A 26,742-nucleotide genomic window follows, 5' to 3' on the forward strand; every position below is an offset into this window, starting at 1 on the left:
ATTTTCGCCCGAAGAGGTAAAGATGAAAAACGCCGCCATATCCGAACGCAAGAACCAGTCGATTTCGCGCGGCGTCGGCATGACCACGCAAATCTACGCCGACCGCGCCGAAAATTCGGAAATCTGGGATGTCGAAGGCAACCGCTACATCGACTTTTCCTCCGGCATCGCGGTCGTCAATACCGGCCACCGCCATCCGAAGGTGATCGCGGCGGTCAAGGCGCAGCTCGACCGCTTTACCCACACCTGCCACCAAGTCGTTCCCTACGAAAACTATGTGCATTTGGCCGAACGGCTGAACGCCATGTTGCCCGGCAAGTTCGAGAAGAAGACGATCTTCGTCACCACGGGCGCGGAAGCGGTGGAAAACGCCATCAAAATCGCGCGCGCCGCCACCGGCCGTTCGGCCGTCATCGCCTTTGCCGGCGGCTTCCATGGCCGCACCTTCATGGGCATGGCGCTGACCGGCAAGGTCGTGCCCTACAAGGTCGGCTTCGGCGCCATGCCGGGCGACGTGTTCCACGCGCCGTTCCCGGTGCCGCTGCACGGCGTGACGGTGGCCGATTCGCTGGCGGCGCTGGACAAGCTGTTCAAGGCCGACGTCGATCCGGGCCGCGTCGCCGCCATCATCATCGAGCCGGTACAGGGCGAAGGCGGCTTCTACGAAGCGCCGCGCGAGTTCATCTCGGCGCTGCGCAAAATCTGCGACCAGCACGGCATCCTGCTCATCGCCGACGAGGTGCAGACCGGCTTTGCCCGCACCGGCAAGATGTTCGCCATGGAGCACCACGATGTCGCCGCCGACATCACCACCATGGCCAAGAGCCTGGCCGGCGGTTTTCCGCTTTCGGCGGTGACCGGCCGCGCCGAACTGATGGACGCGCCGGGACCGGGCGGCCTCGGCGGCACCTATGCCGGCAATCCGCTGGGCGTGGCGGCGGCGCATGCCGTGCTCGACGTGATCGAGGAGGAAAAGCTGTGCGACCGCGCCAACATGCTAGGCAACCGGTTGAAACAGCGGCTGGATTCGCTGCGGGCGGACGTGCCCGAGATCGTCGATATTCGCGGCCTCGGCTTCATGAACGCGGTCGAGTTCAACGACGTGAAAAAGGGATTGCCCTCGGCCGAATTCGCCAATGCGGTCCGGCTGAAGGCGCTGGAAAAGGGCCTGATCCTGCTCACCTGCGGTGTCTATGGCAATGTCATCCGCTTCCTGGCCCCAATCACCATCCAGGACAGCGTAATGACCGAAGCGCTGGATATTCTGGAGGCGTCGATCCGCGAAGCGCGGGCCTGAAGGCCCCGCCACCGAGACCCGTGCTTCTTCGTTGCCACGCCCTGCATTCGCAGTCTGGCCATTTCAAAGAGCAGACCTCTTGTCCAAGAGGTCGGAAAAACGGGCGGCCGCACGGACGCTCGTTTTAGTTAGATATGCGCCCTTGCGGCCGCCCGTCCGGCTTTGTCTCCGAATCGTCCGCCGGGATCGCCCGTAGCCGGGAACGGCAAAAGTGCCTTTCCAGACGACGGCCCAGCGCTGAACGCTGAATTGAGCCGGCAACCCCGAAGGGCAGGCCGACCTTTGATGAAGCCGCCATCCATGCGAACTTTCCAGGTCCGTCCTCACAGCCACGTTAGCCGCGAAGGCGGAAGCCGGTTCCTCCCCACACAATCACCGTCGCGACCGGCGTTCCCATGGGAGAAACTGCCGGCGATTATGCGGGGAGGAAAAAGGGTGTGGATATAATTTTTCGAGGTAGCGCCACCCTGTTGGAGGGAACGCCTTCAGCTTCCCACCTCGGCCCCCGCTTCTTTTTCGAGCCGGTAGCGGAAGTTGCAGTGGCTGGCGCCTTCCATCAGCGTTTGCGTGCGTTCCAGCTTGATGTTCGGATTGTAGCCGGCGCAGAAGACGCCGTCGCGGTTGCAGGACAACAGATGCCCGATATGGCCCAGCCCCATTTCGCGATAGGTTTCCGGATAGCGGCAGCGAAGGACGTTGTAATCGAACTCGGTATCCGTCGCCTTCACGATTTCGATAACCAGCGCGTCGTCCTGCGTCCACAATGCCTGCAATTCCTGAAAGGTCCGCAGGTTGGTGCCGCCCGGCGTCTTGTCGGCAAAGCTTTTGCCGGCAGCTATGGCCGCCTTGCGGATAGCCTGATCCAGGATGGATTGCGCCATTTCCTCGCAGATACGGGCGCGCATTTCCTCGTAGATCGGCGCGATGATGCCGGCTTCAATCCTGCGCCGCGCGAGAATGCCTATCTCGCCGGCAAAAGCCGCATTGGTTTCCTTTTCCGCGCCGTCGCCTGTACCTGCCACCGAATTTTCCTTTCTTCGCAGCGTACGCCCCCGACTGCTGGTCATCCAGACAAAGTTGCGCAAACGCCCTATTCGCCGTAGGGCACCCAGATGTTTTTCACCTGATTTGCCCGGCGCAGATAGTCCTTGCCTTGGCCCTGTCGCGTGTCCATCCAGTCGCGCTGACGGCCATGGTTGACCCATGTCACCTTGAGATTTCCGCTGGATGCTTTCTCCACCATGGCGCTGCCCTCCTTCGAGCCGACATACCAAAGTGCTGCGACCTCGTCGTGCTCGGCCAGCGTTTTTGCCAGCACATCCCGCTCGCCGGTGACGATGTTGACGACGCCCGCCGGCACGTCGGAGGTGTCGAGCACTTGATAGAAATTGGCGGCAAGCAGCGGGTGCCGTGCCGACGGAATGGCGACGACGCGGTTGCCCATGGAAATAGTCGGCAGCACCAGCGAGACGAAGGACAAAAGCGGCTGCTCGTCCGGGCAGACGATGCCCATCACCCCCCATGGCTCATTCATCGCCAGCGTCACATGGCGCGACTTGGTGGAATGCACCGCGCCGTCATATTTGTCGGACTGCGCCGCGTAGTAGAAAATTCGGCGTACCGTCACCGCGAATTCGTCAGCCGCTGCCTTTGCTGACACGCCGGTGCTTTCCACCAGTAGCGCTTCGAATTCCGCCTGCCGGGCGGAAAGGTTCTCGCCCAGATAATAGAGCACCTGCGCCCGGTTATGCGCGGTCACGCCGCTCCACGAACCGGCCTTGGCGGCTGCCTCCACCGCGTTGCGGATGTCCTTGCGGCTGCCGATGCCGGTCTGTCCTATGATCTTTCCGCCCTTGCCTGTGACGGAGTAGCTGGTGCCGCCGTCGGGCCGCGCCTGTTTGCCGCCGACATAGTTCTTTGCTGTGCGGTCGATGGCGCCGGATGCCGCACTGCCGTCACCGCCCGGAGCCGCCGAGGGCTTGAACACCTGTTCTACCTTGGCCTTCGGAAGCCGCTTTTCCCAATCCGCTACCAGATATTCGGTGAGGCCTTCGCGGCCGCCCTCGCGCCCGAAACCGCTTTCGCGATAGCCGCCGAAGCCGGCGCCCGCATCGAGCAAGTTGGTCGAGTTGATCCAGACGACACCGGCCTTGATCCTCGCCGCCATGTCGAGCGCGAGATTGATGTTTTCCGACCAGACCGAGGCGGCGAGGCCGTAGCGCGTGTTGTTGGCAAGCTGGATCGCCTCGTCGGGCGTGCGGAACGTGGTGGCGGTGGCGACCGGGCCGAAAATCTCGACTTCGCATACCGTCGATGCCGGCTCGACCTCGGTAAAGAAGCCGGGCGCGAAGAAATTACCCTTGGGAGGAAGCGTGACCGCCGCCTGCCACAGCGTGCCGCCTTCGGCCTTGCCTTGCTCCACCAGCGCGGTGACGCGCTGCAACTGGCTGGCCGAGACGAGCGCGCCGACATCCATGGTCTTGTCGAGCGGGTCACCGACGCGCAGCGTTTCCATGCGCTTGCGCAGTTTTGCGTAGAACCGTTCGGCGATGCCTTCCTGCACCAGAATGCGTGAACCGGCGCAGCAGACCTCGCCCTGGTTGAACCAGATGGCGTCGACGACGCCTTCAACCGCGCCGTCGATGTCGGCGTCCTCGAAGACCAGGAAGGGCGACTTGCCGCCGAGTTCCAGCGACAGTTTCTTTTCCGATCCGGCCAGTTGTTCGCGGATGATGCGGCCAACCTCGGTCGAGCCGGTAAAGGCTATCTTGTCGACGCCTTCATGGCCGCAAAGGGCAGAACCCGTCGCGCCGTCGCCGTTAACGATGTTGACGACGCCGGCCGGCAGGCCGACCTCGCGGCAGACTTCCGCAAAGGCGATGGCGGTCAGCGGCGTCAGTTCGGCCGGCTTCAGCACCACCGTGTTGCCGGCGGCAAGTGCCGGCGCGATCTTCCAGGCCAGCATGAGCAGCGGGAAATTCCACGGAATGACCTGCCCGCAGACGCCGACCGGCGAAAACCCCTCGAATTCGGTTTCCACCATCTCGGCCCAACCGGCATGGTGGTAGAAATGGCGGGCAGCCAGCGGAATATCGATGTCGCGGCTTTCGCGGATCGGCTTGCCATTGTCCATCGTTTCCAGCACCGCGAAGAAGCGTTCGCGCTTCTGGATGTGGCGGGCAATCGCATAGAGGTATTTGGCGCGTTCATGACCGGGCAGCTTCGACCATTTGCCGAAAGCGGTGCGCGCGGCCTTGACGGCGGCATCGACATCTTGGGCGGTGCCCTGCGCGACCGTGCCGAGTACGACCTCATTGGCCGGGTTGATGACGCGAAAGGTTTCGCGGCCTTCGACGCTTGTGAATTTGCCGCCGATGAAATGGCCAAAGCCTTGGGGCTTAGCGTCCAGCCACTTCTGGACCTCGGTGTTGCTCTCGGGGGCGGGGCCGTAATCCATGGTGCGAAGAATGTCCTTGATTTGTCCCATCGATGCCTCAGGCAAGCGCGTGGCGCGAGGATGCCGCATAGCGGCCCGTCACGTAATGTTCGAGCTGGCGCTCGATATCGGCGAGCATCGAGCTGGCCCCGAGCCGGAACAGGCTTGGTTGCAGCCAGGGCAGGCCAAGCTCTTCCTTCATCAGGATCAGCCAGTTCAGGGCGTCCTTGGCGGTTTTCATGCCGCCGGCGGGTTTGAAGCCGACGGTCTGGCCCGACAGTTCGCCATAATCGCGCAGCGCGCGCAGCATGACGAGGCCGACCGGCAGCGTCGCGTTGACCTCTTCCTTGCCGGTCGATGTCTTGATGAAATCCGCGCCCGCCTGCATCGCGACCATGGCGGCGCAGTAGACATTGCGCAGCGTGTTGAGGTCGCCTGTTCCAAGGATGGTTTTCAGGTGCGCCTCGCCGCAGGCTTCGCGCATGCTGGCGATTTCGTCATAAAGCGCTGCCCAGTTCTGCGTCAGCACATGCTCGCGGGTGATGACGATGTCGATTTCGCTGGCACCTTCGCCCACCGCATAACGGATTTCCGCCAGACGTTGCGGCAGCGGCGTCAAGCCGGCGGGAAAGCCGGTGGCGACGGAAGCGACGGGAATACCCGAGCCTTCAAGTGCTTTCACCGCATGCGGCACCATGGTCGGATAAACGCAGATCGCGCCGGTGGTGATGTTGGCGTCAGCGAGGCCCAGCGCCGCCAAAATGTCGTCGCGGATCGGTCGGCGCGCCTTGGCGCACAGGCGGCGCACCCGGCCGGCCGTGTCGTCGCCGGCCAGCGTGGTCAGGTCGATGCAGGTAATCGCTTTGACCAGCCACGCGGCCTGATATTCCTTCTTGACGGTGCGGCGGGTGGTCAGCGTCGTAGCGCGGCGCTCGGTCGCCGAGCGGTTGACCGCGACGTCCTCGAACCAGTCCGGCAAAAGTTTCGTGCCGGCGTTGCGCTTGTGGTCAAAGCGGCCTTCCGGCTTGCCGGCCGCAATAGAAATGTCCATCGCCGGCCCTTTCCGTCCAAGACTGCGATGCAGGTTGGAAACTTTACATTCGCTACAACTATGTTGCGCGATCGTCGCGATGACAAGGGCAATGGTGGCTGGTGCAATAGTCGCTGCATGGCCGGCCGCCTGTGCGCCACCGCCGATATAGGGCTCTGGCCTTGTGTCGGAAGCAGCCTATGCGCGAGCCAGCGCCGCCATCCGTTCGATCACCGGCTGAAGTTTTTCCGGCGTCACCGGCTTGGCAACCACCGCATCGACGATCGCCGACAGGGTCGGGCATTCCGGCATGCCGGCATGGGTGGAAAGCAGGATCACCGCCGGCAACGCTTTTCCAAAAATGCGTCTTGCTGCGGCGATGGCCGGCACCAGATCGTCGCACTCCTTGTTGTCGACGCCCCCATCGAGAATGACGACGCCCGGAATGGTCGATCGCAGCGCCCGGATTGCGCTGTCAGGTGTCTCAACCATCGGCTTGAGGCCCGCGCGCTCCGCGATCTTTGCCAGGACCACCCGGTTGACGGGAGATTTGGCAGCGATCAAAATTTGCGAGAAATCCAAGACAGAGGCTAGGTTGTTCTGGTTCATGCTTTTCCACACCACCCGAGTGATTGCATAGACCTGCAAACGGCAACCTGTCACGGCATTTTTCAATGATAGGTTGTACCTTCGACAGAAGGCGCGGTTCGCTGGCGCCTGTCAAGCAGCATTCTGGCAGCATTCTGGTTTCTCATGGAAAGCACGCCTTTGGGGCGTTCGAACAGGCAATTTTGCCTGCTCTAAAATAAAGAATACCCGAGCGACCGCCCGGGTATTCTTTAGTTTCGATTTTGACTGAACTGGCTCAGTCGGTGCTTTTTGTAACGATCACCGGGATCAACAGGTCGCCCCAGTTACCGTCGCCGCCATGGTGGCGCGCCGAGCGCACCAGTTCCACCGACACGCCGGCCTCGACGGCCTTCATCACCGACTGGTTGAGCCTGTGCAGATCGTTAGCCAGCATGCGAACGGCGCTCTGCTGGTCGACACCCATCGATGTAGCCTGTTCTTCGGTTCGTTCCTTGACGCGGCTGATAGAGACCATGGTGCTTCTCCTTTGATTGGTGTGCGCCGCGCTGCCTATTCGGCGGCCGGCCGGAACTGCGCCTGCTCGGTAGCCGACTTGAACTGCGCCTGCTCGGTGGAGCCGTGCATGGCGTTGGTCGACGACTTGCCGCCGGTGATGGCCATCGAGACGGCATCGAAATAGCCGGTGCCGACCTCGCGCTGATGCTTGGTCGCGGTATAGCCGTTTGCCTCGGCGGCGAACTCGGCATCCTGCAACTCCGAATAGGCAGCCATCTGGCGATCCTTGTAGCCACGGGCAAGCTCGAACATGCCGTAGTTGATCTGATGGAACCCAGCCAGCGTGATGAACTGGAACTTGTAGCCCATAGCCCCCAGTTCGCGCTGGAATTTGGCAATGGTGGCATCGTCCAGATTCTTCCTCCAGTTGAAGGAAGGCGAGCAATTATAGGCCAGAAGCTTGCCCGGATGATGCTTGCGGACGCCTTCGGCAAACTTCTTGGCCTCTTCGAGGTTCGGCCTCGACGTTTCCATCCAGATCATGTCGCAATAGGGCGCATAGGAGACGGCGCGCGCGATGCCGGCATCGATGCCGTTGCGTATCTGGTAGAAGCCTTCCATGGTGCGGCCGGCTTCGTAGTCGACGAAGGGCTGGTCGCGTTCGTCGATGTCGGAGGTGAGCAACTTGGCCGCTTCAGCGTCGGTGCGGGCAACCACCAGCGTCGGCGTGCCCATCACGTCGGCGGCAAGCCGGGCCGCGGACAGGTTGCGGATGTGCGCCGCCGTCGGGATCAACACCTTGCCGCCGAGATGGCCGCACTTCTTTTCCGAGGCAAGCTGGTCTTCATAGTGGACGCCGGCGACGCCCGCCTCGATGAAGGCCTTCATGATCTCGAACGCGTTGAGCGGACCGCCGAAGCCGGCCTCCGCATCGGCAACGATCGGCGCGAACCAGGTATCGACCGACAGGCCCTTGCCTTCCGAAACCTCGATCTGGTCGGCGCGCTGCAGCGTGCGGTTGATGCGCTTGACGTGTTCCGGCGCGGCATTGGCCGGATAGAGCGACTGGTCGGGATACATGGCGCCCGCCGTATTGGCGTCGGCGGCGACCTGCCAGCCGGAAACGTAGATGGCCTTCAGCCCGGCGCGAATCTGCTGCATGGCCTGGTTGCCCGTCATCGCGCCGAGCGCGTTGACGTAATCCTCTTCATGAATGAGCTTCCACAGCCGGTTTGCGCCGTTCTCGGCCAGCGTGTGCCTGATCTGGACCGAACCGCGCAGCCGCTTCACGTCCTCCGGCGAATAGGGCCGCTCGATGCCGTCGAAGCGGCCTTCCGGCGCGGAGGGGGTGAGGTTGTAAAAATCGGTCATGAAAGGCTCCTGCTAGGCTGATCGCTTGGTTTTCGGGCACCGCACCAGCAAGTCACTGCCGCGTTTGTGTGTGACTGTATTTACATTGCGGTGCGAGATAGGCGAGGAAAACCCATGTTTTCGGACAAAAAATCAAGAAAACCTGTCTTGTGTTTGACTTCGTTGCCTTGTAAATTTGTAAAGGTTGTAAAAGCAAAAAACCGCCATTCGTGGATGGCGGTTTGTAAATCGATGTCAAGGATCGCTCATGGCCGAGCAGAAAATCTTCGCCGGACCGCGCATTCGCCGCATCCGAACGGCCCGCAAGCTGACGCAGACGGCGATGGCCGAGGGCCTTGGCATCTCGCCTTCCTACCTGAACCTCATCGAGCGCAACCAGCGGCCTTTGACGGTGCAACTCATCCTCAAGCTTGCCTCCGTCTACCATGTCGAACCGGAGGAATTGCAGGGCGAGGCGCGAGGCTCGGTCGCCGCGCTGAGGGAGGTGTTTTCCGATCCGCTGCTGGCCGGCGAATTGCCGGGCGACCAGGAGATGATCGAGATTGCCGAAGCCGCCCCCAATGCGTCGGCGGCGGTGATAAAACTCTACCGGGCCTACCGCGAACAGGCCGAGCGCCTGTCCGACCTCAATGCCTTGCTGGCGAAGGAGGGCCGCTCGACCGCGCTTTCCGGCGCACGGCTGCCGATCGATGAAACGCATGAGGTTTTCGAGCGCCGGCCCAACCATTTTGCGGCGCTGGAGGAAGAGGCGGAAGCCTTCAGCACGGTGCTCGACCCCGGCGACGATCTGTTCGGTGCACTGAAAAACTGGCTGAAGCGCGAGCATGGCATCATCGTCAAGGTGCTGCCGGTCGCGACCATGCCCAACTGGCGCCGCCGTTACGACCGCCACTCGCAGCGCCTGTTCCTTTCGGAGCGGCTGTCGCCCTTCGACCAATTGCGCGAAGTGGCGATGGAAGCCTGCCTGATGCGCATGACGGTTGCGGTCGCGGCCCAGATCGAGGCGCTAAAACTTTCTTCCGACGAGGCGCGCCGGCTCGCCCGCTTCGAGTTATGCCGCTATGCGGCGCACGCGCTGATGATGCCCTATCAACCTTTTCATGCGGCGGCGCAACGCGCCCGCTACGACATCGACGTGTTGCGCTCGCGCTTCGGCGTTTCCTTCGAGCAGGCGGCGAACCGGCTGACCATGCTGCAGCGACAAGGCAATGCCGCGGTGCCGTTCTTCCTGCTGGAGGTGGACAATGCCGGCAATCGCTTCCGCCGGGCCGGTGCGCAAGGGTTTCCGCACAGCCGCTTCGGCGGCGGCTGCCCGAAACTGCCGGTGCATGCCGCTTTCACCCAGCCCGGCCAGATATTCGTCGAGGCGGTGGAAATGCCGGACGGCGCGCAGTTTCTCTGTGTGGCGCGCACGCTGGAAGGCCCGCAAGGTTCCTTTAACGAAAGGCCGCGCCGCACCGCTTTGCTGATGGGCTGCGACATCGGCTTCAAGGACGAGGTGATCTATGGGGCGGCCCTTCCCGGTGTCGCGCCCGGCACCGCCGCCAAGGCCGGCCAGCCATCGGCAACACAAGTCGGGCCAGCGTGCCGGCTGTGCGAACGCATCGGCTGCCTGTCGCGCGCCGAGCCGCCGGTAACGCGCCCGCTCGGCCTCGACGAGATGGTGACGGGGCTGTCGGCCTTCGATTTTCAGTGAGCGGCGCAGTCGCCCGGCTTTCCCGAACAAGAAAAAGGCCTGGATCAATTCCTGTTGACCTATGCTCAGCAAATTTCGCTTGATCGAGCGTTGACATTTCGTCCATCTAGCGCCGGCGGCTTTCCGGCCGCCTGGAGAGAACATTCATGGCGCGCGACACGACCGATTTCCGGCCCATCGAAGGCATGGACGAACTCGTCCAGCATCTGGCCGAGGGCAACAAGCCCCGCGACCAGTGGCGCATCGGCACCGAGCACGAGAAATTTCCGTTCTATGTCGACGGCAACGCCCCCGTGCCCTATGGCGGCGAAAACGGCATCCGCGCCATCCTGGAAGGAATGCAGCAAAAGCTTGGCTGGGACCCGATCATGGATGCCGGGCGCATCATCGGCCTTGTCGAGCCGACCGGCCAGGGCGCCATCTCGCTGGAGCCGGGCGGGCAGTTCGAGCTTTCCGGCGCGCCGGTGGAAACGATCCACCAGACCTGCCGCGAGGGCAACGCGCATCTGGCGCAGGTGCGCGAGATAGCCGAACCGCTGGGCATCCGCTTTCTGGGCCTTGGTGGCAGCCCCAAATGGACGCTGGCCGAGACGCCGACCATGCCGAAGTCGCGCTACGAGATCATGACCCGCTACATGCCCAAGGTCGGCACCAAGGGCCTGGACATGATGTACCGCACCTGCACCATCCAGGTTAACCTCGACTTCGAGAGCGAGGCCGACATGCGCCGCAAGATGCAGGTTTCGCTGAAACTGCAGCCGCTTTCGACGGCGCTGTTCGCCAATTCGCCCTTTACCGACGGGCGGCCCAATGGGCTTTTGTCGTGGCGCGGCGACATCTGGCGCGACACCGACAACCAGCGCTCTGGCCTCAAGGAATTCTGCTTCTCGCCCGAATTCGGCTTCGCCGATTATGTCGAATGGGCGCTCGACGTGCCGATGTATTTCGTCATCCGCGAAGGCCGCTACCACGACATGACGCATATGACGTTCCGGCAGTTCATGGCGGGCGCGGCCCGCAAAGAACTTCCAGACGGCGTGCCGACGATCGGCGACTGGGCAAATCATCTGTCGACGCTGTTTCCCGACGTCCGGTTGAAGCGCTTCCTGGAAATGCGGGGCGCCGATGGCGGGCCGTGGCGGCGCATCTGCGCGCTGCCGGCCTTCTGGGTCGGGCTGCTCTACGACGAGGCCGCGCTCGACGCCGCCGAGGCGCTGACCGCCGACTGGAGCTATGCCGAAGTACACGCGATGCGCGATGCCGTGCCGGAGCAAGGCATTTCGACGCCGTTCCGCAACACGACGCTGCGCGACGTGGCGCGCGAAACGGTCGCCATCTCGCGCATGGGGTTGAAGAACCGGGCGCGCAAGAACCACGACGGCTACGACGAAACCAGCTTCCTCCACACGCTGGACGAAGTGATCGCGCGCGGCACGACCAGCGCCGAGGAAATGCTCAACGCCTATCACACGCGCTGGGACGGTTCGATCGAGCCGGCGTTCCTGGAATACGCTTATTGAACCGCTGCCGGCGGGCGCAGCGATTTCGGTTTCTATCGGGACAGGAAATGCACTAATCTCCACAGACACGGTTTGAGGAGACGGCGATGCTTCCCCTTTTCGATATGCTGGCGCAGGCGCAGAACGGCCAGGGCATGGAGTTGCTGGCCAAGCAGTTCAACCTTTCGCAGCAACAGGCGCAACTGGCGGTGGAGGCGCTGCTTCCGGCGTTTTCGCAAGGGTTGAAACGCAATACCGCCGACCCCTACGGGCTTGGGGCTTTCATGTCCGCCATGGCGAGCGGCCAGCACGCAAAATATTTCGAGAATGCGGGCAATGCCTTTTCGGCCCAGGGCGTGAGCCAGGGCAACGACGTTCTTGGCCAGTTGTTCGGCTCGAAGGAGCTTTCTCGCGCGGTGGCAGCACAAGCGGCGCAGGCAACCGGCATCGGCCAGCAGGTTCTGCAACAGATGCTACCGGTGATCGCCTCGATGGTGATGGGCGGCCTATTCAAGCAATCGACGAACCAGATGCAGGCAGCCGCAGGCGCTGGTGGCGGCAGCAACCCGCTTGCCGAGATCATCGAGCAGATGATGAAGCAGGGTGGGCTTGGCGGCATGATGGGCGGCCAGCCGGCACCGCAACCGCAGGCGCCGCAGCCCGCCAACCCGTTCGATAATCCGTTCGGCAAGGTGCTGCAGGATATGTTCGGGGGCGCTGCCGCGCAGCCGCAACAGACACAAAACCCCGCCGGGGCCAATCCGTGGGGCAAGATCCTGGAAGACTTGCTGGGCGGCGCGCAGCCGGCCGGCGGGCGAGAAGCACCAAGGCCGGCCACGCCGGAACAGGACAGCAACCCTAAAAACCCCTATGGCGATATTTTCGGCAAGATGTTCGAAACAGGCAGCAAGCAGCGCGACGACTACCAGAAGGGCATGGAATCGATTTTCGACCAGTTCACCAAAGGCATGGACCGCAGGTAGACGCCCTGCCGGGCGGTGCTGCCGCGGTGCTTGACGGCGGCCCTTGCCGCTGTCGCCCCCCGGTGCGGCTTCGATGCTCTAGTCGCGATCCGGGAAGACCCAGACGGATGAAAGGACGTAGCTGGCAGCGCTTGCCGCGATGGTGATGAGCGCGGACATGGCCACAGGCGACAGGCCGAAGCGCGTTACCGCGATATGGGCAAGCGCGCCGGAAAACAGCGCACAACCGAGTTGCAGCGCCACGTAGCGGGGCAGCGTTTGGGCATGATCGTGCCTGCCTTCGAACGTCCAGGAACGCTGTGCCGTATAGGCGACCAGGAACGCTATTCCATAGGCAACGACGCTGCCGGTGAAGGGCGCCATGCCGAGCGAGACGAACAGCCAGGACAGGCCGAAAAACAGCGCCGCAGCACCTCCGCCCACGATAACGAAACGAACCATGCGCGGGCCGCCAAGCCCATGCAGGATTTCTCCCATGGCGCTCAAGCGTGCGGCTCGGGTCGGCCTGCACCGGCAGTCATCCGCTTGACCGGGATTTCCAGCACGCCGAGCAGGAAGGCCGAGAAAAAGACCTGCAGCGAGATAACGACCAGCGTCAGCCCGACAATGACGACGCGCGGGATTTCCGAATCGTTCAGTGGACCGAAACCGAGATTGGCCCATCGCAGCACGGCGTAGCCGAAAAACAAGATTCCGCCGGCAAAGCAGATGCCGGCATTGACGGCGAGCCGGTCGGTGCTGATGCTCGTGGACAGCCAGTTGGACCCGCGCGTGCTCGGCAGCATGCCGGTTTTCTCGGCATAGCAGCGCGATATCACGCCGAAGGTCAGCAATTGCACGCCGGAAATAATCATGAAGCAGGCCGCGGTGAATGTGTTCAGGTCGAGCGACATATTGTCGATGACGCGCAACGGCCCGAACAGCAGCAGTGCCGCAAACACCGCGCCGACGCCGCACAGGGCCGCGCCGGGAATGAAGAACAGCCAGCGTGGATTGTAGACCAGCAGGAATTTCAGGTGACGCCAGCCGTCGCGCCATGTTCGCAAGTGCGGCGGGCGACTGCGCCCGTCCGGCTTCAGCGTCGTCGGCACTTCCTCGATGCGCAGGCCGGCCAATGCGCTGCGCACCACCATCTCGCTGGCGAATTCCATGCCCGTGGTTTGCAGGTCGAGCTTGCGAATCGCTTCCGTGTTGAAGCCGCGCAGGCCGCAGTGGAAATCGCCTGCCTCGATGCGGAAAAACAGGCGGCCGATGAAGCTGAGGACCGGATTGCCGAGATAGCGGTGGAGCGGCGGCATGGCGCCGGGCTCGATGCCACCCTGGAAGCGGTTGCCCATGACGAGGTCGGCGCCGTCGCGCAGCCGCGCCACAAACGCGTCCAGCGCGGAAAAATCATAGCTGTCGTCGGCATCGCCCATGATGACGAAACGGCCCCTGGCGCTCGCAATGCCGCCCAGAAGTGCCGCGCCATAGCCTTTCTGCGCAACCGGGACGACGCGTGCGCCCAGTTCCGTGGCGATCGCCTGCGATCCGTCCGTGCTGCCATTGTCGGCGATCAGGACCTCGCCGGAAATGCCGGCCGCGTCGAGAAAGGCTTGGGCCTTGCCGATGCAGACGGCCAGCGTTTCGGCCTCGTTGAGGCAAGGCATCAGCAGCGTCAATTCGACTTGGCCGATAGCTGCGGCGCGCGTGGGAGTGACTGCGTTCATGGTTGTGACCCCGCCCAAAACACCCGCCGCGGCCAAGGGAGCCGGCGGCCTTTACTGGGACCCTTGCACGGCAAGCCTTAAAAAACCGATGACATGAACCGTTGATTTTCATGTAACCCGCCCTGACCTTCCGACGCGATTGGCATGGAGCCAGCAAGCCTGTAAGGCAAAGCGACAATTCGCTGCTTGCCGGAGAACTTCCATGGCCATGAAAATCGCCGTCCAGATGGACCACATTTCCACCGTCTCGATCGCGGGCGACACCTCGTTCGCGCTTTCGCTGGAGGCGCAACGGCGAGGGCACCAGCTTTTCCACTACACGCCCGACCGGCTTTCGATGCGCGACGGCAAGGTGTTCGCCCGCATCGAGGAGATGACGGTGCGCGACGAAGAGAAAAATCATTATTCGCTTGGCGCTCCGGTGCGCACGGACCTGGCGGAGATGGACGTGATCCTGCTGCGCCAGGACCCGCCCTTCGACATGAACTACATCACCACCACCCACATGCTGGAGCGCATCCACCCGAAGACGCTGGTGGTCAACGACCCGGCCTGGGTGCGCAACAGCCCGGAAAAGATATTCGTCACCGAATTTCCCGATTTGATGCCGGAAACGCTGATCACCAAGGACGTGCACGAGGTCGATGCGTTCCGCAAGGAGTTCGGCGACATCATCATCAAGCCGCTTTACGGTAATGGTGGCGCCGGCGTCTTCCATCTCAACGAGACGGACCGCAATTTGACCTCGCTGCTCGAAATGTTCGCGCAGCTATCGCGCGAGCCGTTCATCGTGCAGCGCTATCTCAAGGATGTGCGCAAGGGCGACAAGCGCATCATCCTGATCGACGGCGAGGCCGTCGGCGCGGTCAACCGGGTGCCTTCGGCAACCGAATCGCGCTCGAACATGCATGTCGGCGGCCGCGCGGAGAAGTCCGACCTGACGGAACGCGAGCGCGAAATCTGCGCCCGCATCGGGCCTTCCTTGAAGGAGCGCGGCTTCATCCTCGTCGGCATCGACGTTATCGGCGACTACATGACCGAGATCAACGTCACCTCGCCGACCGGCATTCGCGAGATCAAGCGCTTCGGCGGGGCCGACGTCGCCAGTCTGTTCTGGGACGCGGTCGAAGACAAGCGCCGGGGCTGACGGCCGAAGCGGGGCTGCGGGGCCCTGCCGTTTGTTCCAGCCATGCAACCTGGCACAACTCGGTTGCACCCTGGCCGCTAGATTGTTCTTGTAATGTTCTTGATTTGACCGCCTGGATGTGCTTGTCTGGCCCCAGGGTGACGGGCGGTCGATCAAGAGAGACGCGCCCGTCCTTGGGGCAAAGGAATGGTTTCTCGCGTTCGCACCGTGGCGTTCCAGGGCATCGAGGCCGTTCCGGTCGACGTGCAGGTGATGGTCGCGCCCGGCAAGGTCGGCATGTCGATCGTCGGTCTGCCCGACAAGGCGGTGGCCGAAAGCCGAGAGCGGGTGCAGGCGGCACTCCATGCCTCCGGCCTGTCGATGCCGGCCCGAAAAGTCACGATCAACCTCGCCCCCGCCGACCTGCCCAAGGAAGGCAGCCACTACGATTTGCCGATCGCGCTCGGCCTGATGGCCGCACTTGGCGCTATTCCCGGCGACATGCTGGCCGGCTATGTGGTGCTTGGCGAACTGTCGCTTGACGGCACCACTGCCGCAGTCGCCGGCGCGCTGCCGGCGGCTATCGGGGCGAATGCCGAAGGAAAGGGCCTGATCTGTCCTTTCGCCTGCGGGCCGGAGGCGGCGTGGGCAGGTGCCGACATCGACATTCTGGCGCCGCGCAGCCTGATCGCCATCGCCAATCATTTTCGAGGGACACAGGTGCTGTCGCGGCCGGAGCCTGGCATGCATGCATCCGCCAGCGATTTGCCCGATCTCGCCGATATCAAGGGCCAGGAAACGGCCAAGCGCGCGCTGGAGGTGGCGGCTGCCGGCGGCCATAATCTCTTGATGGTCGGGCCGCCAGGGTCAGGCAAGTCGATGCTGGCGCAGCGGCTGCCGTCGATCCTGCCGCCGCTGGCGCCTAAGGAACTGCTCGAGGTTTCGATGATCGCCTCGGTCGCCGGCGAACTCGGCGAAGGCAAGCTGACGGACCGGCGGCCGTTCCGCTCGCCGCATCACTCCGCCTCGATGGCCTCCATGGTCGGCGGCGGGCTTCGCGCCCGGCCGGGTGAGGTTTCGCTGGCTCATCATGGCGTTCTGTTCCTCGACGAATTCCCCGAATTTTCGCCGCAGACGCTGGACGCCCTGCGCCAGCCGCTGGAAACCGGCGAGTGCATGATCGCGCGCGTCAACCACCGTACCACCTACCCCGCGCGCATTCAGTTGGTGGCGGCGATGAACCCGTGCCGTTGCGGCATGGCCGGCGAACCAGGCTACCGCTGCGTGCGCGGCGAGCGTTGCCGCACCGACTATCAGGCACGCATTTCCGGGCCGCTGCTCGACCGCATCGACTTGCGGATAGAAGTGCCGGCGGTGTCGGCAAGCGACCTGATCCGCCCGGGCCGGGCTGAAAACAGTGCGGCGGTGGCGCAGCGGGTGGCGCGCGCCAGAACTATCCAGCGCGAGCGTTTCGAGCGGCTTGGCATTTTCGGCGTCACCACGAACGCGCATTGCCCGCCGGCCATTATCGAGCAGATCGCCGCGCCCGACGCCGCCGGAATGGCGCTGTTGAGCGACGCCAGCGAAAAGCTGGGCTTTTCCGCGCGCGCCTATCACCGCGTGCTGAAGGTGGCGCGCACGCTTGCCGATCTCGATGCCAGCGAGACGGTGGGCCGTCTTCACCTGGCGGAAGCGATCGCCTACCGGATGAACTCGCAACGATTGGCGCAGGCAGCCTGAAGTACGGCTTCATCCGCCCCGTTTAATGCAACAATGAAAGCGACGTGGACTGCTGGTCGTCCTGTGGCCTGCGGGTTCTGCCGGTGCCGGACCCGCAGATGCCAAATCCAAGGGCGGCCGCCCTTTTGTATCCCGGCGGCTTGGCCACGCTCGCCACGAACGTCTACGGATCAGTAGTTTTCTTTGCGATCCACCAGATTCTGCAGTTTCTCGCCACGCTCGAAGGCATCCATCTGCCTCAGCATGCCCGGCACGAGGTGCGTCGGGTCCGAAGTCGCTGCCGCGTGCGGCGTCACGAACACCTTCGGGTGCCCCCAAAGCGGGCTGGTCTTGGGCAGCGGCTCGACCTCGAAGACGTCCAGGCTCGCCTCCTTCAACGTGCCGTCGTCCAGCGCGCGCAGGATGTCGGCATCCTTCTGCAACCGCCCGCGCCCGGCATTGATGAGCACCGCGCCGCCCAGGCCGTTGCGCCTACGCAGTTCCTTCAGCACGCCATAATTCACCATGCCCTGCGTCGCAGGCGTCAGAGGCAGGAGCACAACCAGTATATCGGTCGAATTCAGGAACGGGATCAGTCCGCTTTCGCCAGCGAAAGTGGTGACGCCGGCCACGGCTTTTTCGGTGCGCGACCAACCGTTGACCCGGAAGCCGAGCGCCAGCAGCGCCGCCGCCGCCGCCTGGCCGAGGTTTCCCAGCCCCATGATGCCGACGGCGATGTCGCCAGCCGGCCGCTGCGGCGGCTCATGCCAGATCTTCTTCTGCTGCTGGGCACGGTAGAGAATGCCCTGGCGGTGATGGTCGATCACGCGCCACACGACATATTCGGTCATGTGCTGGGTAAGGTTGTCGGCCACGACCTTGACGATCGGCACATCGGGGACGGTCGCATCGGCGAAGATATGATCGACGCCGGCGCCGACGGAAAAGATCGCGCGCAGATTGGGCAGGCCCGACAAAAGGTTCGGCCGCTGCTTCCAAACCACCGCATAGGTGATCGAGGGATCGTTGGGACCGTCCGGCTCCATCGCCACCTCGCGCTCGGCAGACAGCAATTCGTGCCAGCGTTGCGGATGGAAGCCGGTGATGGCGAGCAGGACGCGGCCTTTTTCCAATGTGGGCATGTTGTGTCGGGTCTCCTACGAATGCGCTACTGACTGACGATCCCGGCGGGCGCCGTTTCTATCCTGAAGGCAGCAGAAATCAGCGCCCGAGTATAGTCGGTTTGCGGGTTTTCGAAAATCTGCTCGCAAGAGCCGGCCTCGACCACCTTGCCGTTGCGCATGACGATGACGTCGTTGGCCAGCGCCCGCACCACCTTCAGGTCATGGCTGATGAACAGATAAGCGAGGTCGTGCCTGGCCTGCAGGTCGCGCAACAGATCCACGACCTGCGCCTGCACGCTCATGTCGAGCGCCGATGTTGGTTCGTCCAGCATGACGAAACGCGGCTTCAGCACCATGGCGCGGGCGATGGCAATGCGCTGGCGCTGGCCGCCGGAAAATTCATGCGGGTAGCGGATGCGGGTCGCAGCATCCAGGCCGACTTCCTTCAGCACGGCAACGACACGCGCGTCGCGCTCGTCAGCTGACAGTTTCGGCTCGTGGATTTTCAGGCCTTCCTCGATGATCTCCGACACCGACATGCGCGGGCTGAGCGAGCCGTAGGGATCCTGGAAGACGATCTGCAATTCGCGCCGCAGCGGCCGCATGTCGTTGAAGGAAAGCTGGTTGATGTCCTGCCCGTTGAAATTGATCGCGCCGGTGGACGAGATCATGCGCGACAGCGCCAGGCCAAGCGTCGTCTTGCCCGAGCCGGACTCGCCGACGACGCCAAGTGTATGGCCGGCGCGCACGGTGACGTCGATGCCATCGACCGCCTTCACATGGTCCACCACCTTGCGGAAAAAGCCCTGCTTGATCGGGAACCAGACTTTTATCGCCTTGCCCGTCATCACCGCTTTGGCGGCGGGGTCGGGTGCCGGCGGCCTGCCCTTCGGCTCGGCGGCCAGCAGATGGCGGGTGTATTCGTGCTGCGGGTTGTCGAAGATTTCCCGGGTCGGGCCGGTTTCGACGATCTTGCCGTTGGTCATCACGCAGACACGGTCGGCGATTTTTCGGACGATGCCAAGATCATGCGTGATGAACAGCATCGACATGCCTTTACGGCTCTTCAGCCCGGCCAGCAGTTCGAGAATTTGCGCCTGCACGGTGACATCGAGCGCCGTCGTCGGTTCGTCCGCGATCAAGAGTTCCGGCTCGTTGGCCAGCGCCATGGCAATCATGACGCGCTGGCGTTGGCCACCGGAAAGCTGGTGCGGGTAAGCGCCGAGCCGTTTTTCCGGCTCGCGGATACCGACTTCGTTGAGCAGCGCCAGCACGCGCGCACGCGCCTGCTTATCGCCCATGCCCTGGTGCAGTTTCAGTACCTCGACGATCTGCTGCTGGATCGTGTGCAGCGGGTTGAGCGAGGTCATCGGCTCCTGGAAGATCATGGTGATCTTGTTGCCGCGCACGCTCCGTAGTTTTTTCTCGTTGAGCACCAGCAAGTCCTTGCCGTCGAACAGGATCTTTCCCGATGGGTGCGATGCCGGCGGATAGGGCAAGAGCTTAAGCACCGAAAGTGCGGAAACGGACTTGCCGGAACCCGATTCGCCAACCAGCGCCACCGTCTCGCCCTTGGCGATGTCGAAGGAGATACGGTCCACGGCGAGCACTTCCCGCCCGCCCTGCGTGAAGGCAACGGAGAGATCGCGCACGGAAAGCAAAGGGGTGGCGCTCATTTGAACGTCTTCCTCGGGTCGAAGGCGTCACGGGTGGCCTCGCCGACGAAGATCAGCAGCGACAGCATGATCGACAAGGTAACGAAGCCGGTAATGCCGAGCCATGGCGCGTTGAGGTTGCGCTGGCCCTGCTTCAGCAGCTCGCCAAGCGAGGCAGAACCCGGCGGCAGGCCGAAGCCGAGGAAATCGAGCGAAGTCAGCGTCGAGATCGAGCCGTTGAGGATGAAGGGCAGGAAGGTCAGCGTCGCCACCATGGCGTTGGGCAACATATGCCGGAACATGATGGTGCGGTTCGGCACGCCGAGCGCGCGGGCCGCATTCACATATTCGAAGTTGCGGGCGCGCAGGAACTCGGCCCGCACGACACCGACGAACGCCACCCAGGAAAACAGAAGCATGATGCCGAGCAGGATGAAGAAGCCCGGCGGCAGGATCGCGGCGACGATCAACAGCAGGTAAAGCACAGGTATCGCCGTCCAGATTTCGATGAAGCGCTGAAACAGAAGGTCGATCCAGCCGCCGAAATAGCCCTGCACAGCACCTGCCGTAACACCGAGGATGGCCGAGCCGAGGGTCAGGATCAGGCCGAACAGCACCGAAACGCGAAAGCCGTAGATGGCACGCGCCAGCACGTCGCGGGCCTGGTCGTCGGTGCCCAGCCAGTTCCAGTTGCCGACGATGCAGTCGGGATCGGCCGCGCCTTTCGCATACTGGCTGCAGCGGGTCTTTTCGTCATATTGCCAGGAAGGCCGGGCAGGTGCCGCCTCGGGAATGGCATTGTTGACGGTGGTGTAGGAATAGCGGACCGGCGGCCAGAGCATCCAGCCATTGGCTTCGATCTCGTCGCTTATGACCGGGTCGCGGTAGTCCGCCACCGCATAGAAGCCGCCGAACTTTTCTTCCGGGTAGTCGACCAGAACGGGAAAAAGGATCTCGCCCTTGTAGGACGCGAGGATCGGCTTGTCGTTGGCGATGAACTCGGAAAACAGCGACAGCACGAACAGGACAAGAAAGATCCACAGCGACCAGTAGCCACGGCGGTTGGCCTTGAAACTTTGCCAGCGCCGCTGGTTGAGCGGCGACAGGAACGGCCGGCGCATGGGCCGGTCGCGCTCTTCCTTCACCGCTGCCTTTAGCTGGATATCCGACATCACACGTCTCTCCGCTCGAAGTCGATGCGGGGATCGATCCAGGTATAGATGAGGTCGGAAATGAGGCTGACGGCGAGGCCCATCAGCGAGAAGATGAACAAATTGGCGAACACCACCGGATAGTCGCGCTCGACGATGGAACGGAAGCCGAGCAGGCCGAGCCCGTCCAGCGAGAAGATGTTCTCGATCAGCAGAGAGCCGGTGAAGAAGGCCGAGATGAACGCGCCCGGAAAGCCGGCGATGACGATCAGCATGGCATTGCGGAAGACATGGCCATACAGCACCTGGCGTTCCGACAGGCCCTTGGCGCGCGCCGTCACCACATATTGCTTGCGGATTTCATCAAGGAAGGAATTTTTCGTCAGAAGCGTCGTGGTGGCGAAGGCCGACAGCGACATGGCCGTCAGCGGTAGCGCCAGGTGCCAGAAATAATCGAGGATGCGAGCCGGCCAAGATAACTGTTCCCAATTGTCGGAGGTCAGGCCGCGTAGCGGAAACCAGTCGTAGAACGAACCGCCTGCAAACAGCACCATCAACAGGATGGCGAACAGGAAGCCGGGAATAGCGTAGGCGACGATGACGATGCCGCTGGTCCACACGTCGAAGGCCGAACCGTCCTTGACCGCCTTGCGTATGCCGAGCGGGATGGAGATCAGGTACGAGATCAGCGTGATCCACAGGCCGAGCGAAATGGAGACCGGCATCTTCTCAAGGATCAGGTCGAGCACGGAAATGTCGCGAAAATAGCTGTCGCCGAAATCGAAGCGGGCATAATCCCAGATCATCTTGCCGAAGCGCTCGAGCGGCGGCTTGTCGAAGCCGAACTGCTTTTCCAGCTTGGCGATAAATTCGGGATCAAGCCCCTGCGCGCCGCGATATTTGGAGCCGGTATCGCCGCCGACCTCGAAATTGCGGCCGCCGCTATCCCCGCCGCCCCCGCCGCCGAGGCGGTCGCTGGCGCCGCCGCCCGGACCGGTCAGATTGGCGATGATCTGCTCCACCGGCCCGCCCGGCGCGAACTGGATGACGGCAAACGAAATCGCCATGATACCGAGCAGCGTCGGGATCATCAGCAGGATTCGGCGCAGGATGTAGGAACCCATCAGGCGAGCATCCTTGCCAACGTCAAAAGACTACCGCTTGCCAATCTTCGCCGCCTTTTCCTCGTCGAACCACCACAGCGTTTCCACCGGAAAGCCGAAATCGGGCTTTTGCTCGACGAAGCCGAACAGGTCCCAATAGGCGGCACGGTGATTCGCCAGATAGTATGTTGGAATCCAGTCGAGCCGCGCGCGCAAGACCCGGTCGAGCGCCCGGAGCGCCGTAACCAGCTCAGTGCGGCTTTGCGCCCGGCCGGCGGCGGCCACCAGCGCATCGATCGCCGGGCTTTTCACGCCGGGATAGTTGCGCGTACCGGGCCGGTCAGCCGCGCGTGAAGAATAGAGCGATTCCAGGCTATCGACACCCGGCGTGGCCCCGATCGAAACCCTGAGCATGTTGAGGTCGAAATCGAAAGTGCTCTGCCGCTCTTCATACTGGCTGGAATCGACCAGCCGCACCGAGGCGTCGATGCCGATGGCCTTCATGTTATCGGCCCATGGCGAAAAAATACGCACCAGCGAATCGTCCTGCGCCAGCATCTCGACCGCCAGCTTTTCGCCCTTGGCGTTGACGACAAAGCCGCCCGACCGCTTCCAGCCGGCTTGCGTCAGCAATTTTGCCGCTTCGCCCAGCAATTTCCGGTCGCGGCCCGACCCGTCGGAAACGGGCTGCATGACCGGCTCGCCGAAGGTTTCCGGCGGCAGTTCGGCCCGGAACGGCTCCAGCAGCGCCAGTTCCTGTGGTGAAGGCAGGCCATCGGCGCGAAAGTCCGACTGCTCGAAGTTCGATTGCGAACGGTCGTAGGAGCCGGAAAACAGCGTGCGCTTGGTCCATTCGAAGTCGAAGCACAGATCGAGCGCGCGCCGCACCCGCACGTCGCGAAAGCGCTCGCGACGCTGGTTGATGGCAACCGCCTGCATGGCTGGCCATTTCTCGCCGGGGAATTCGCGCTTGACCACCTTGCCCTGTTTCAGGGCCGGAAAATCGTAGCCGGTGGTCCAGACGCGCGCGACGAACTCCTGCCGGAAGGTGGTGTCTCCCTTCTTGAACGCCTCGAACGCCGCCTGCCGGTCGCGATAGAAGTCGATGCGGATGCGGTCGAAATTGCTCTGGCCGCGATTGACGGCAAGGTCGCGGCCCCAATAGTCGGCGGCGCGCTCATATTCGATGAACTGGCCGGCCGACACGCGCCCGACCTTGTAGGCGCCGGAACCCAGCGGCGGGGTCATGGTGGAGGCTTCGAAATCGTTGGCCGTATAGTAGGCCTGCGAGACGATGGGCATGGTGACGACGGTGAGAATGGTCTGCGCCGACTGTTTTCCCGAAAACACCAGCCGCACGGTACGGTCGTCCAGCGCCGACGCTTGCGTCAGTTCCGCCAGCGGCAGCAGCAGGTCGGGATGGCCCTTGTCCTTGTAGAGCAGCAGCGAAAAGGCCACGTCATGCGCGGTGAGCGGCGTGCCGTCGTGCCAACGGGCCTCAGGCCGCAACGCGAAATCGAAGCTGTTGCGATCCCCGGAAAGCGTGACGCTTTCCGCAAGCAGGCCGTAAACGGCGTCCGGCTCGTCCAGCGCGCGGGTCATCAGCGTGTCGAAGCACAGTTCCATGCGCGGCGGCGCATCGCCCTTCAAGGCAAAGGAATTCAGCGTGTTGAAGGTCAGCGGGCTTTGGTTGAAGGTCCAGTTGGGCGGCGCGAAATTCATCGCCCCGCTCTTGGGCGCTTGCGGGTTCACATAGGCGAAGTGCGGGAAATCGGCAGTGTATTTGAGATCGCCGAAAGCCGACAGGCCATGCAGCCTCACACCCGTGGGCGTGTTGGCGAAGGCCCTGCCGGGTAGCAGGGCAGACACTGCCGCAGCCGCCCCAAGGGCGAGAAAATCGCGGCGGGGGAGGGAGAAAATCAATTGCCGCTCTTGTATTTGGCGGCCAGCGCCTTTTCCTTGGCCTGGTCGACCCACCACGACTCAATGTCGGCGCCGATATAGGCCGGCTGCTTGTCGGGAATGCCGAACTTGTTCCAGTAGGCGAGCCAGACGACCGAGCGGTGCCACTGCGGCACGACGTAGTAGTTCCACAAAAGCACGCGGTCGAGCGCATGCGTGGCGGTGACGAGATCGTCCCGGTCGGTGGCGTAGATGACGCGGTCGATCAGCGCATCGACCACCGGGTTCTTGATGCCCATCAAATTGCGCGATCCCGGCGTGTCGGCGGCCCTGGAACTCCAGAAATCGCGCTGTTCGTTGCCGGGTGAATCGGACTGGCCGAACATGCCGGTCACCACGTCGAAATCGAAGCTGCGCACCCGGTTCACATACTGGCTCGGATCGACGATACGCAGCGAGGCGCTGACGCCGATCTTCTTCAGATTGTCGATGAAGGGGTTGGCGATGACCTCGTCGGTCGGGTCGCGGCCGAGGATTTCGAGCTTGAACGGCACGCCGCTCTGGGCATTGACCATCTTGCCGCTCTTGATGAGCCAGCCGGCCTGTTCGAACAGCTTTACCGCGTGTCCGAGGTTTCTGCGCTCCGCCTGGGGCGTGTCGTAGACCGGCAGCTTGAAGGGTTGCGTAAACAGTTCCGGGGGCAACTGATCGCGGTACGGCTCGAGGATTTTCAGTTCCTGCGGCGACGGCAGACCGCTCGATGCGAGATCCGTGCCGGAGAAATAGCTGGTGGTGCGCGTGTTGTAGCCGAAGAACAGCGTGCGGTTCATGCTCTCGAAATCGAGCGCGTAGGTCAGCGCCTCGCGCACCCGGCGATCCTGGAATTGCGGATGTCGCTGATTGAGCACAAAGCCCTGCATCGGCTCAGGCGAAGCGGTCTTGAATTCCTTCTTGACGACGTCGCCGGCTTTCAGCGCCGGGAAATTATAGGCGGTGGCCCAGCGGCGCGAGCTATTTTCCGGCTTGATGTCTTCCAGCCCGCCCTTGGTGAAGGCCAGCCATTCGGCGTTGTCGTCCTGGATGTAGACATAGCGGCGGATGTCGAAATTCTCACGCCCGATCTTTACCGGCAGTTTCGCGCCCCAGTAATCGGGCACGCGCTCCCACACGATCTCCGACCCCGGCTTGAAACTCTTGATCTTGTAGGCCGCCGAACCGAGCGGAATTTCCAGCGTCGGCTTGGTGATGTCGCGCTTGTTGCCCTTGGCGTCGGTGCCCTCCCACCAGTGTTTCGGCAAGACGACCAGACCGCCGAGAATCTGCGGCAGTTCGCGGTTGCCCTTCTGGTTGAATTTGAACTCCACCTCGCGCTCGGATACCGCCACCGCTTCGGTGACGTTTTCAAAATAGCGGTTGTACATCGGGCTGTTTTTCTTCAGCACGTTGAAGGACCAGATCACGTCATCGACGGTGATTGGCTGCCCGTCATGCCATCTTGCGCGCGGGTCGAGGCGGTAGGTGGCGGAGGAATAGTCCGGCGGGTATTTGTAGGCGTCGGCCACGAGCGGATGGTTGACGCTGCCTTCATCGGTCGCCTGGTCCATCAACGTATCGTAGAGCAAGCCGCCGCCGAAGGAAGCAAGACCAGCCCCCGCCGCGCCCTGGATGATATACGGATTGAAGCTGTCGAAGGCGCCGCTGACGACGGTGTTCAGCGAGCCGCCCTTCGGCGCATCCGGATTGACGTAGTCGTAGTGCTGGAAGTTTTCGCCATATTTGGATTCACCGATCAGCGACGAGGTGGTGCGCCATTCATCCGCCGAGGCGGCGGCAAGGGAGCCTGCCAGCGCGGCGGCCGCCAGCACCGTCTTCAACACCGCCATCGTCCGGCAAACCCGCATCCGCATCCCTTTTTCGATTCTGCTGTTTCAGCAATGTAGATTATTCGCCCGGTATGGGAACCGTCGGAAACGCTTTGCGGCAGCCGGCTTGCCCTCACCAAGCAAAAAGCCGGGCAGAACCCGGCTTTTTCAAGAATTTCAGCGATTACAAGTTCGTTACTGGGCGGCCGGTGCAGGCTCGGCCGGCGCTGCGGCAGGTGCAGCGTCCTTGGCCGGTGCAGGTGCTGCACCTTCAGCCGGTGCAGGTGCTGCACCTTCAGCCGGAGCAGGTGCCGCACCTTCAGCCGGAGCAGGTGCCGCACCTTCAGCCGGAGCAGGTGCCGCACCTTCAGCCGGAGCAGGAGCGGCGCCTTCGGCTGGAGCAGCACCTTCGGCAGGCGCGGCGGCAGCAGGTGTCGGCAGCGGCAGCGGCGTATCGGCCAGCGTGCGCAGATAAGCGATCACGTCGGCGCGCTCGTCGTCCTTCTTGAGACCGGCAAAGCCCATGGCCGTGCCCTTCACGAAATTCTTCGGCGAAATCAGGAAATGGTTGAGATTGTCATAGGTCCACTTTTCCGAACCGTCCTTGGCGAATGCCTTCATGCCGGAAGAATAGGCAAATCCTTCATGGTGGGCGACGGGGCGATCGACGATTTCCCACAGGTCGGGGCCGACCTTGTTGGGTCCGCCTTTTTCACCGGAATGGCAGGCCTGGCACTTCTTGAAGACGGCCTGGCCCTTGGTTGCGTCCGCCTTTGCCAGCAAATCGGCGATCGGTACCGCCTTCTCGGCAGGAGCCTCAGCGCCCTCGGCCGGTTCGGCCGCCTCGATGACGAAACCCGGCTTTTCCGGCGTCGGTGAGGCAAACAGCGAATCGGAAACGATACCGACCGAGAACACGATGAATACGGTCCCCAGTAATCCGCCGATCAGTTTATTGATTTCAAAAGAGTCCATTCGCCCCAGGCTCCTGTT

The 26,742-nt window shown here is 62.8% G+C and carries 21 protein-coding genes; 6 read left to right on the plus strand and 15 right to left on the minus strand.

What is annotated here, in order from left to right; all coding sequences use genetic code 11:
• Window positions 1-22 precede the first annotated feature (22 nt).
• A complete protein-coding gene (locus tag ACX3P1_RS17155) occupies window positions 23-1,297 on the plus strand; it encodes a 4-aminobutyrate--2-oxoglutarate transaminase (RefSeq protein ID WP_459080809.1) in 1,275 nt (424 codons plus the stop codon).
• Between the two features lie 485 nt (window positions 1,298-1,782).
• Here ACX3P1_RS17155 and ACX3P1_RS17160 read toward each other — a convergent pair whose 3' ends face one another.
• The 6 genes from ACX3P1_RS17160 to aceA form a co-directional block, all read right to left on the minus strand.
• On the minus strand, window positions 1,783-2,319 hold the full coding sequence (locus ACX3P1_RS17160; RefSeq protein WP_459080810.1) for an L-2-amino-thiazoline-4-carboxylic acid hydrolase: 537 nt from the start codon (window positions 2,317-2,319) through the stop codon (window positions 1,783-1,785).
• 68 nt (window positions 2,320-2,387) lie between these two features.
• Entirely contained in the window at window positions 2,388-4,784 is a 2,397-nt protein-coding gene (locus ACX3P1_RS17165; protein ID WP_459080811.1) for an aldehyde dehydrogenase family protein, read from the minus strand.
• 7 nt (window positions 4,785-4,791) lie between these two features.
• Entirely contained in the window at window positions 4,792-5,784 is a 993-nt protein-coding gene (deoC, locus tag ACX3P1_RS17170) for a deoxyribose-phosphate aldolase (protein ID WP_459080812.1), read from the minus strand.
• 177 nt (window positions 5,785-5,961) lie between these two features.
• A complete protein-coding gene (locus tag ACX3P1_RS17175) occupies window positions 5,962-6,372 on the minus strand; it encodes a response regulator (protein WP_459080813.1) in 411 nt (136 codons plus the stop codon).
• Window positions 6,373-6,628: 256 nt separating this feature from the next.
• Window positions 6,629-6,868, minus strand: a complete 240-nt coding sequence (locus tag ACX3P1_RS17180; protein ID WP_459080814.1) for an SMc00767 family acetate metabolism repressor — start codon at window positions 6,866-6,868, stop codon at window positions 6,629-6,631.
• A gap of 35 nt (window positions 6,869-6,903) precedes the next feature.
• The gene (aceA, locus tag ACX3P1_RS17185; protein ID WP_459080815.1) at window positions 6,904-8,220 is read right to left on the minus strand and encodes an isocitrate lyase; all 1,317 of its coding nucleotides are present in this window, start codon (window positions 8,218-8,220) and stop codon (window positions 6,904-6,906) included.
• A gap of 247 nt (window positions 8,221-8,467) precedes the next feature.
• Here aceA and ACX3P1_RS17190 point away from each other — a divergent pair, with 247 nt between their 5' ends.
• The 3 genes from ACX3P1_RS17190 to ACX3P1_RS17200 all read left to right on the plus strand — a co-directional run bounded on the left by ACX3P1_RS17190 (window position 8,468) and on the right by ACX3P1_RS17200 (window position 12,398).
• Complete coding sequence (locus tag ACX3P1_RS17190; protein ID WP_459080816.1) at window positions 8,468-9,916, plus strand: helix-turn-helix domain-containing protein; 1,449 nt, start codon at window positions 8,468-8,470, stop codon at window positions 9,914-9,916.
• A gap of 146 nt (window positions 9,917-10,062) precedes the next feature.
• A complete protein-coding gene (locus ACX3P1_RS17195; RefSeq protein WP_459080817.1) occupies window positions 10,063-11,436 on the plus strand; it encodes a glutamate--cysteine ligase in 1,374 nt (457 codons plus the stop codon).
• 86 nt (window positions 11,437-11,522) lie between these two features.
• The gene (locus ACX3P1_RS17200) at window positions 11,523-12,398 is read left to right on the plus strand and encodes a DUF937 domain-containing protein (RefSeq protein ID WP_459080818.1); all 876 of its coding nucleotides are present in this window, start codon (window positions 11,523-11,525) and stop codon (window positions 12,396-12,398) included.
• A gap of 78 nt (window positions 12,399-12,476) precedes the next feature.
• Here ACX3P1_RS17200 and ACX3P1_RS17205 read toward each other — a convergent pair whose 3' ends face one another.
• Together ACX3P1_RS17205 and ACX3P1_RS17210 are read right to left on the minus strand one after the other, a co-directional pair.
• On the minus strand, window positions 12,477-12,875 hold the full coding sequence (locus ACX3P1_RS17205; protein WP_459080859.1) for a GtrA family protein: 399 nt from the start codon (window positions 12,873-12,875) through the stop codon (window positions 12,477-12,479).
• A 5-nt stretch (window positions 12,876-12,880) separates the two neighbouring features.
• The gene (locus tag ACX3P1_RS17210) at window positions 12,881-14,107 is read right to left on the minus strand and encodes a glycosyltransferase family 2 protein (protein ID WP_459080819.1); all 1,227 of its coding nucleotides are present in this window, start codon (window positions 14,105-14,107) and stop codon (window positions 12,881-12,883) included.
• Between the two features lie 202 nt (window positions 14,108-14,309).
• On the opposite strand from ACX3P1_RS17210, the gene gshB reads away from it, so the two are divergent.
• Window positions 14,310-15,254 (plus strand): glutathione synthase, encoded by a 945-nt coding sequence (gshB, locus tag ACX3P1_RS17215; RefSeq protein ID WP_459080821.1) that lies wholly within the window; start codon window positions 14,310-14,312, stop codon window positions 15,252-15,254.
• Window positions 15,255-15,440: 186 nt separating this feature from the next.
• Window positions 15,441-16,973, plus strand: a complete 1,533-nt coding sequence (locus ACX3P1_RS17220) for a YifB family Mg chelatase-like AAA ATPase (RefSeq protein ID WP_459080822.1) — start codon at window positions 15,441-15,443, stop codon at window positions 16,971-16,973.
• 170 nt (window positions 16,974-17,143) lie between these two features.
• Here the strand turns inward: ACX3P1_RS17220 and ACX3P1_RS17225 are convergent, their stop codons facing one another.
• The 7 genes from ACX3P1_RS17225 to ACX3P1_RS17255 form a co-directional block, all read right to left on the minus strand.
• Entirely contained in the window at window positions 17,144-18,085 is a 942-nt protein-coding gene (locus ACX3P1_RS17225) for a 2-hydroxyacid dehydrogenase (protein ID WP_459080860.1), read from the minus strand.
• A gap of 35 nt (window positions 18,086-18,120) precedes the next feature.
• Window positions 18,121-19,752: an ABC transporter ATP-binding protein gene (locus ACX3P1_RS17230; RefSeq protein WP_459080823.1), complete on the minus strand. Its 1,632-nt coding sequence runs from the start codon at window positions 19,750-19,752 to the stop codon at window positions 18,121-18,123.
• Window positions 19,749-20,903, minus strand: coding sequence for an ABC transporter permease (locus ACX3P1_RS17235; RefSeq protein ID WP_459080824.1), 1,155 nt, complete (start codon window positions 20,901-20,903; stop codon window positions 19,749-19,751). The genes ACX3P1_RS17230 and ACX3P1_RS17235 overlap by 4 nt, the downstream gene beginning before the upstream one ends.
• Complete coding sequence (locus ACX3P1_RS17240) at window positions 20,903-22,006, minus strand: microcin C ABC transporter permease YejB (RefSeq protein ID WP_459080825.1); 1,104 nt, start codon at window positions 22,004-22,006, stop codon at window positions 20,903-20,905. Before ACX3P1_RS17240 ends, ACX3P1_RS17235 begins: the two co-directional genes overlap by 1 nt.
• Before the next feature lie 30 nt (window positions 22,007-22,036).
• Window positions 22,037-23,905, minus strand: a complete 1,869-nt coding sequence (locus tag ACX3P1_RS17245) for an extracellular solute-binding protein (RefSeq protein ID WP_459080861.1) — start codon at window positions 23,903-23,905, stop codon at window positions 22,037-22,039.
• Entirely contained in the window at window positions 23,905-25,788 is a 1,884-nt protein-coding gene (locus ACX3P1_RS17250) for an extracellular solute-binding protein (protein ID WP_459080862.1), read from the minus strand. The genes ACX3P1_RS17245 and ACX3P1_RS17250 overlap by 1 nt, the downstream gene beginning before the upstream one ends.
• Window positions 25,789-25,944: 156 nt before the next feature.
• Window positions 25,945-26,724: a c-type cytochrome gene (locus ACX3P1_RS17255; RefSeq protein WP_459080826.1), complete on the minus strand. Its 780-nt coding sequence runs from the start codon at window positions 26,722-26,724 to the stop codon at window positions 25,945-25,947.
• Between the last annotated feature and the right edge of the window lie 18 nt (window positions 26,725-26,742).

This window comes from Mesorhizobium sp. A623, from assembly GCF_054489405.1.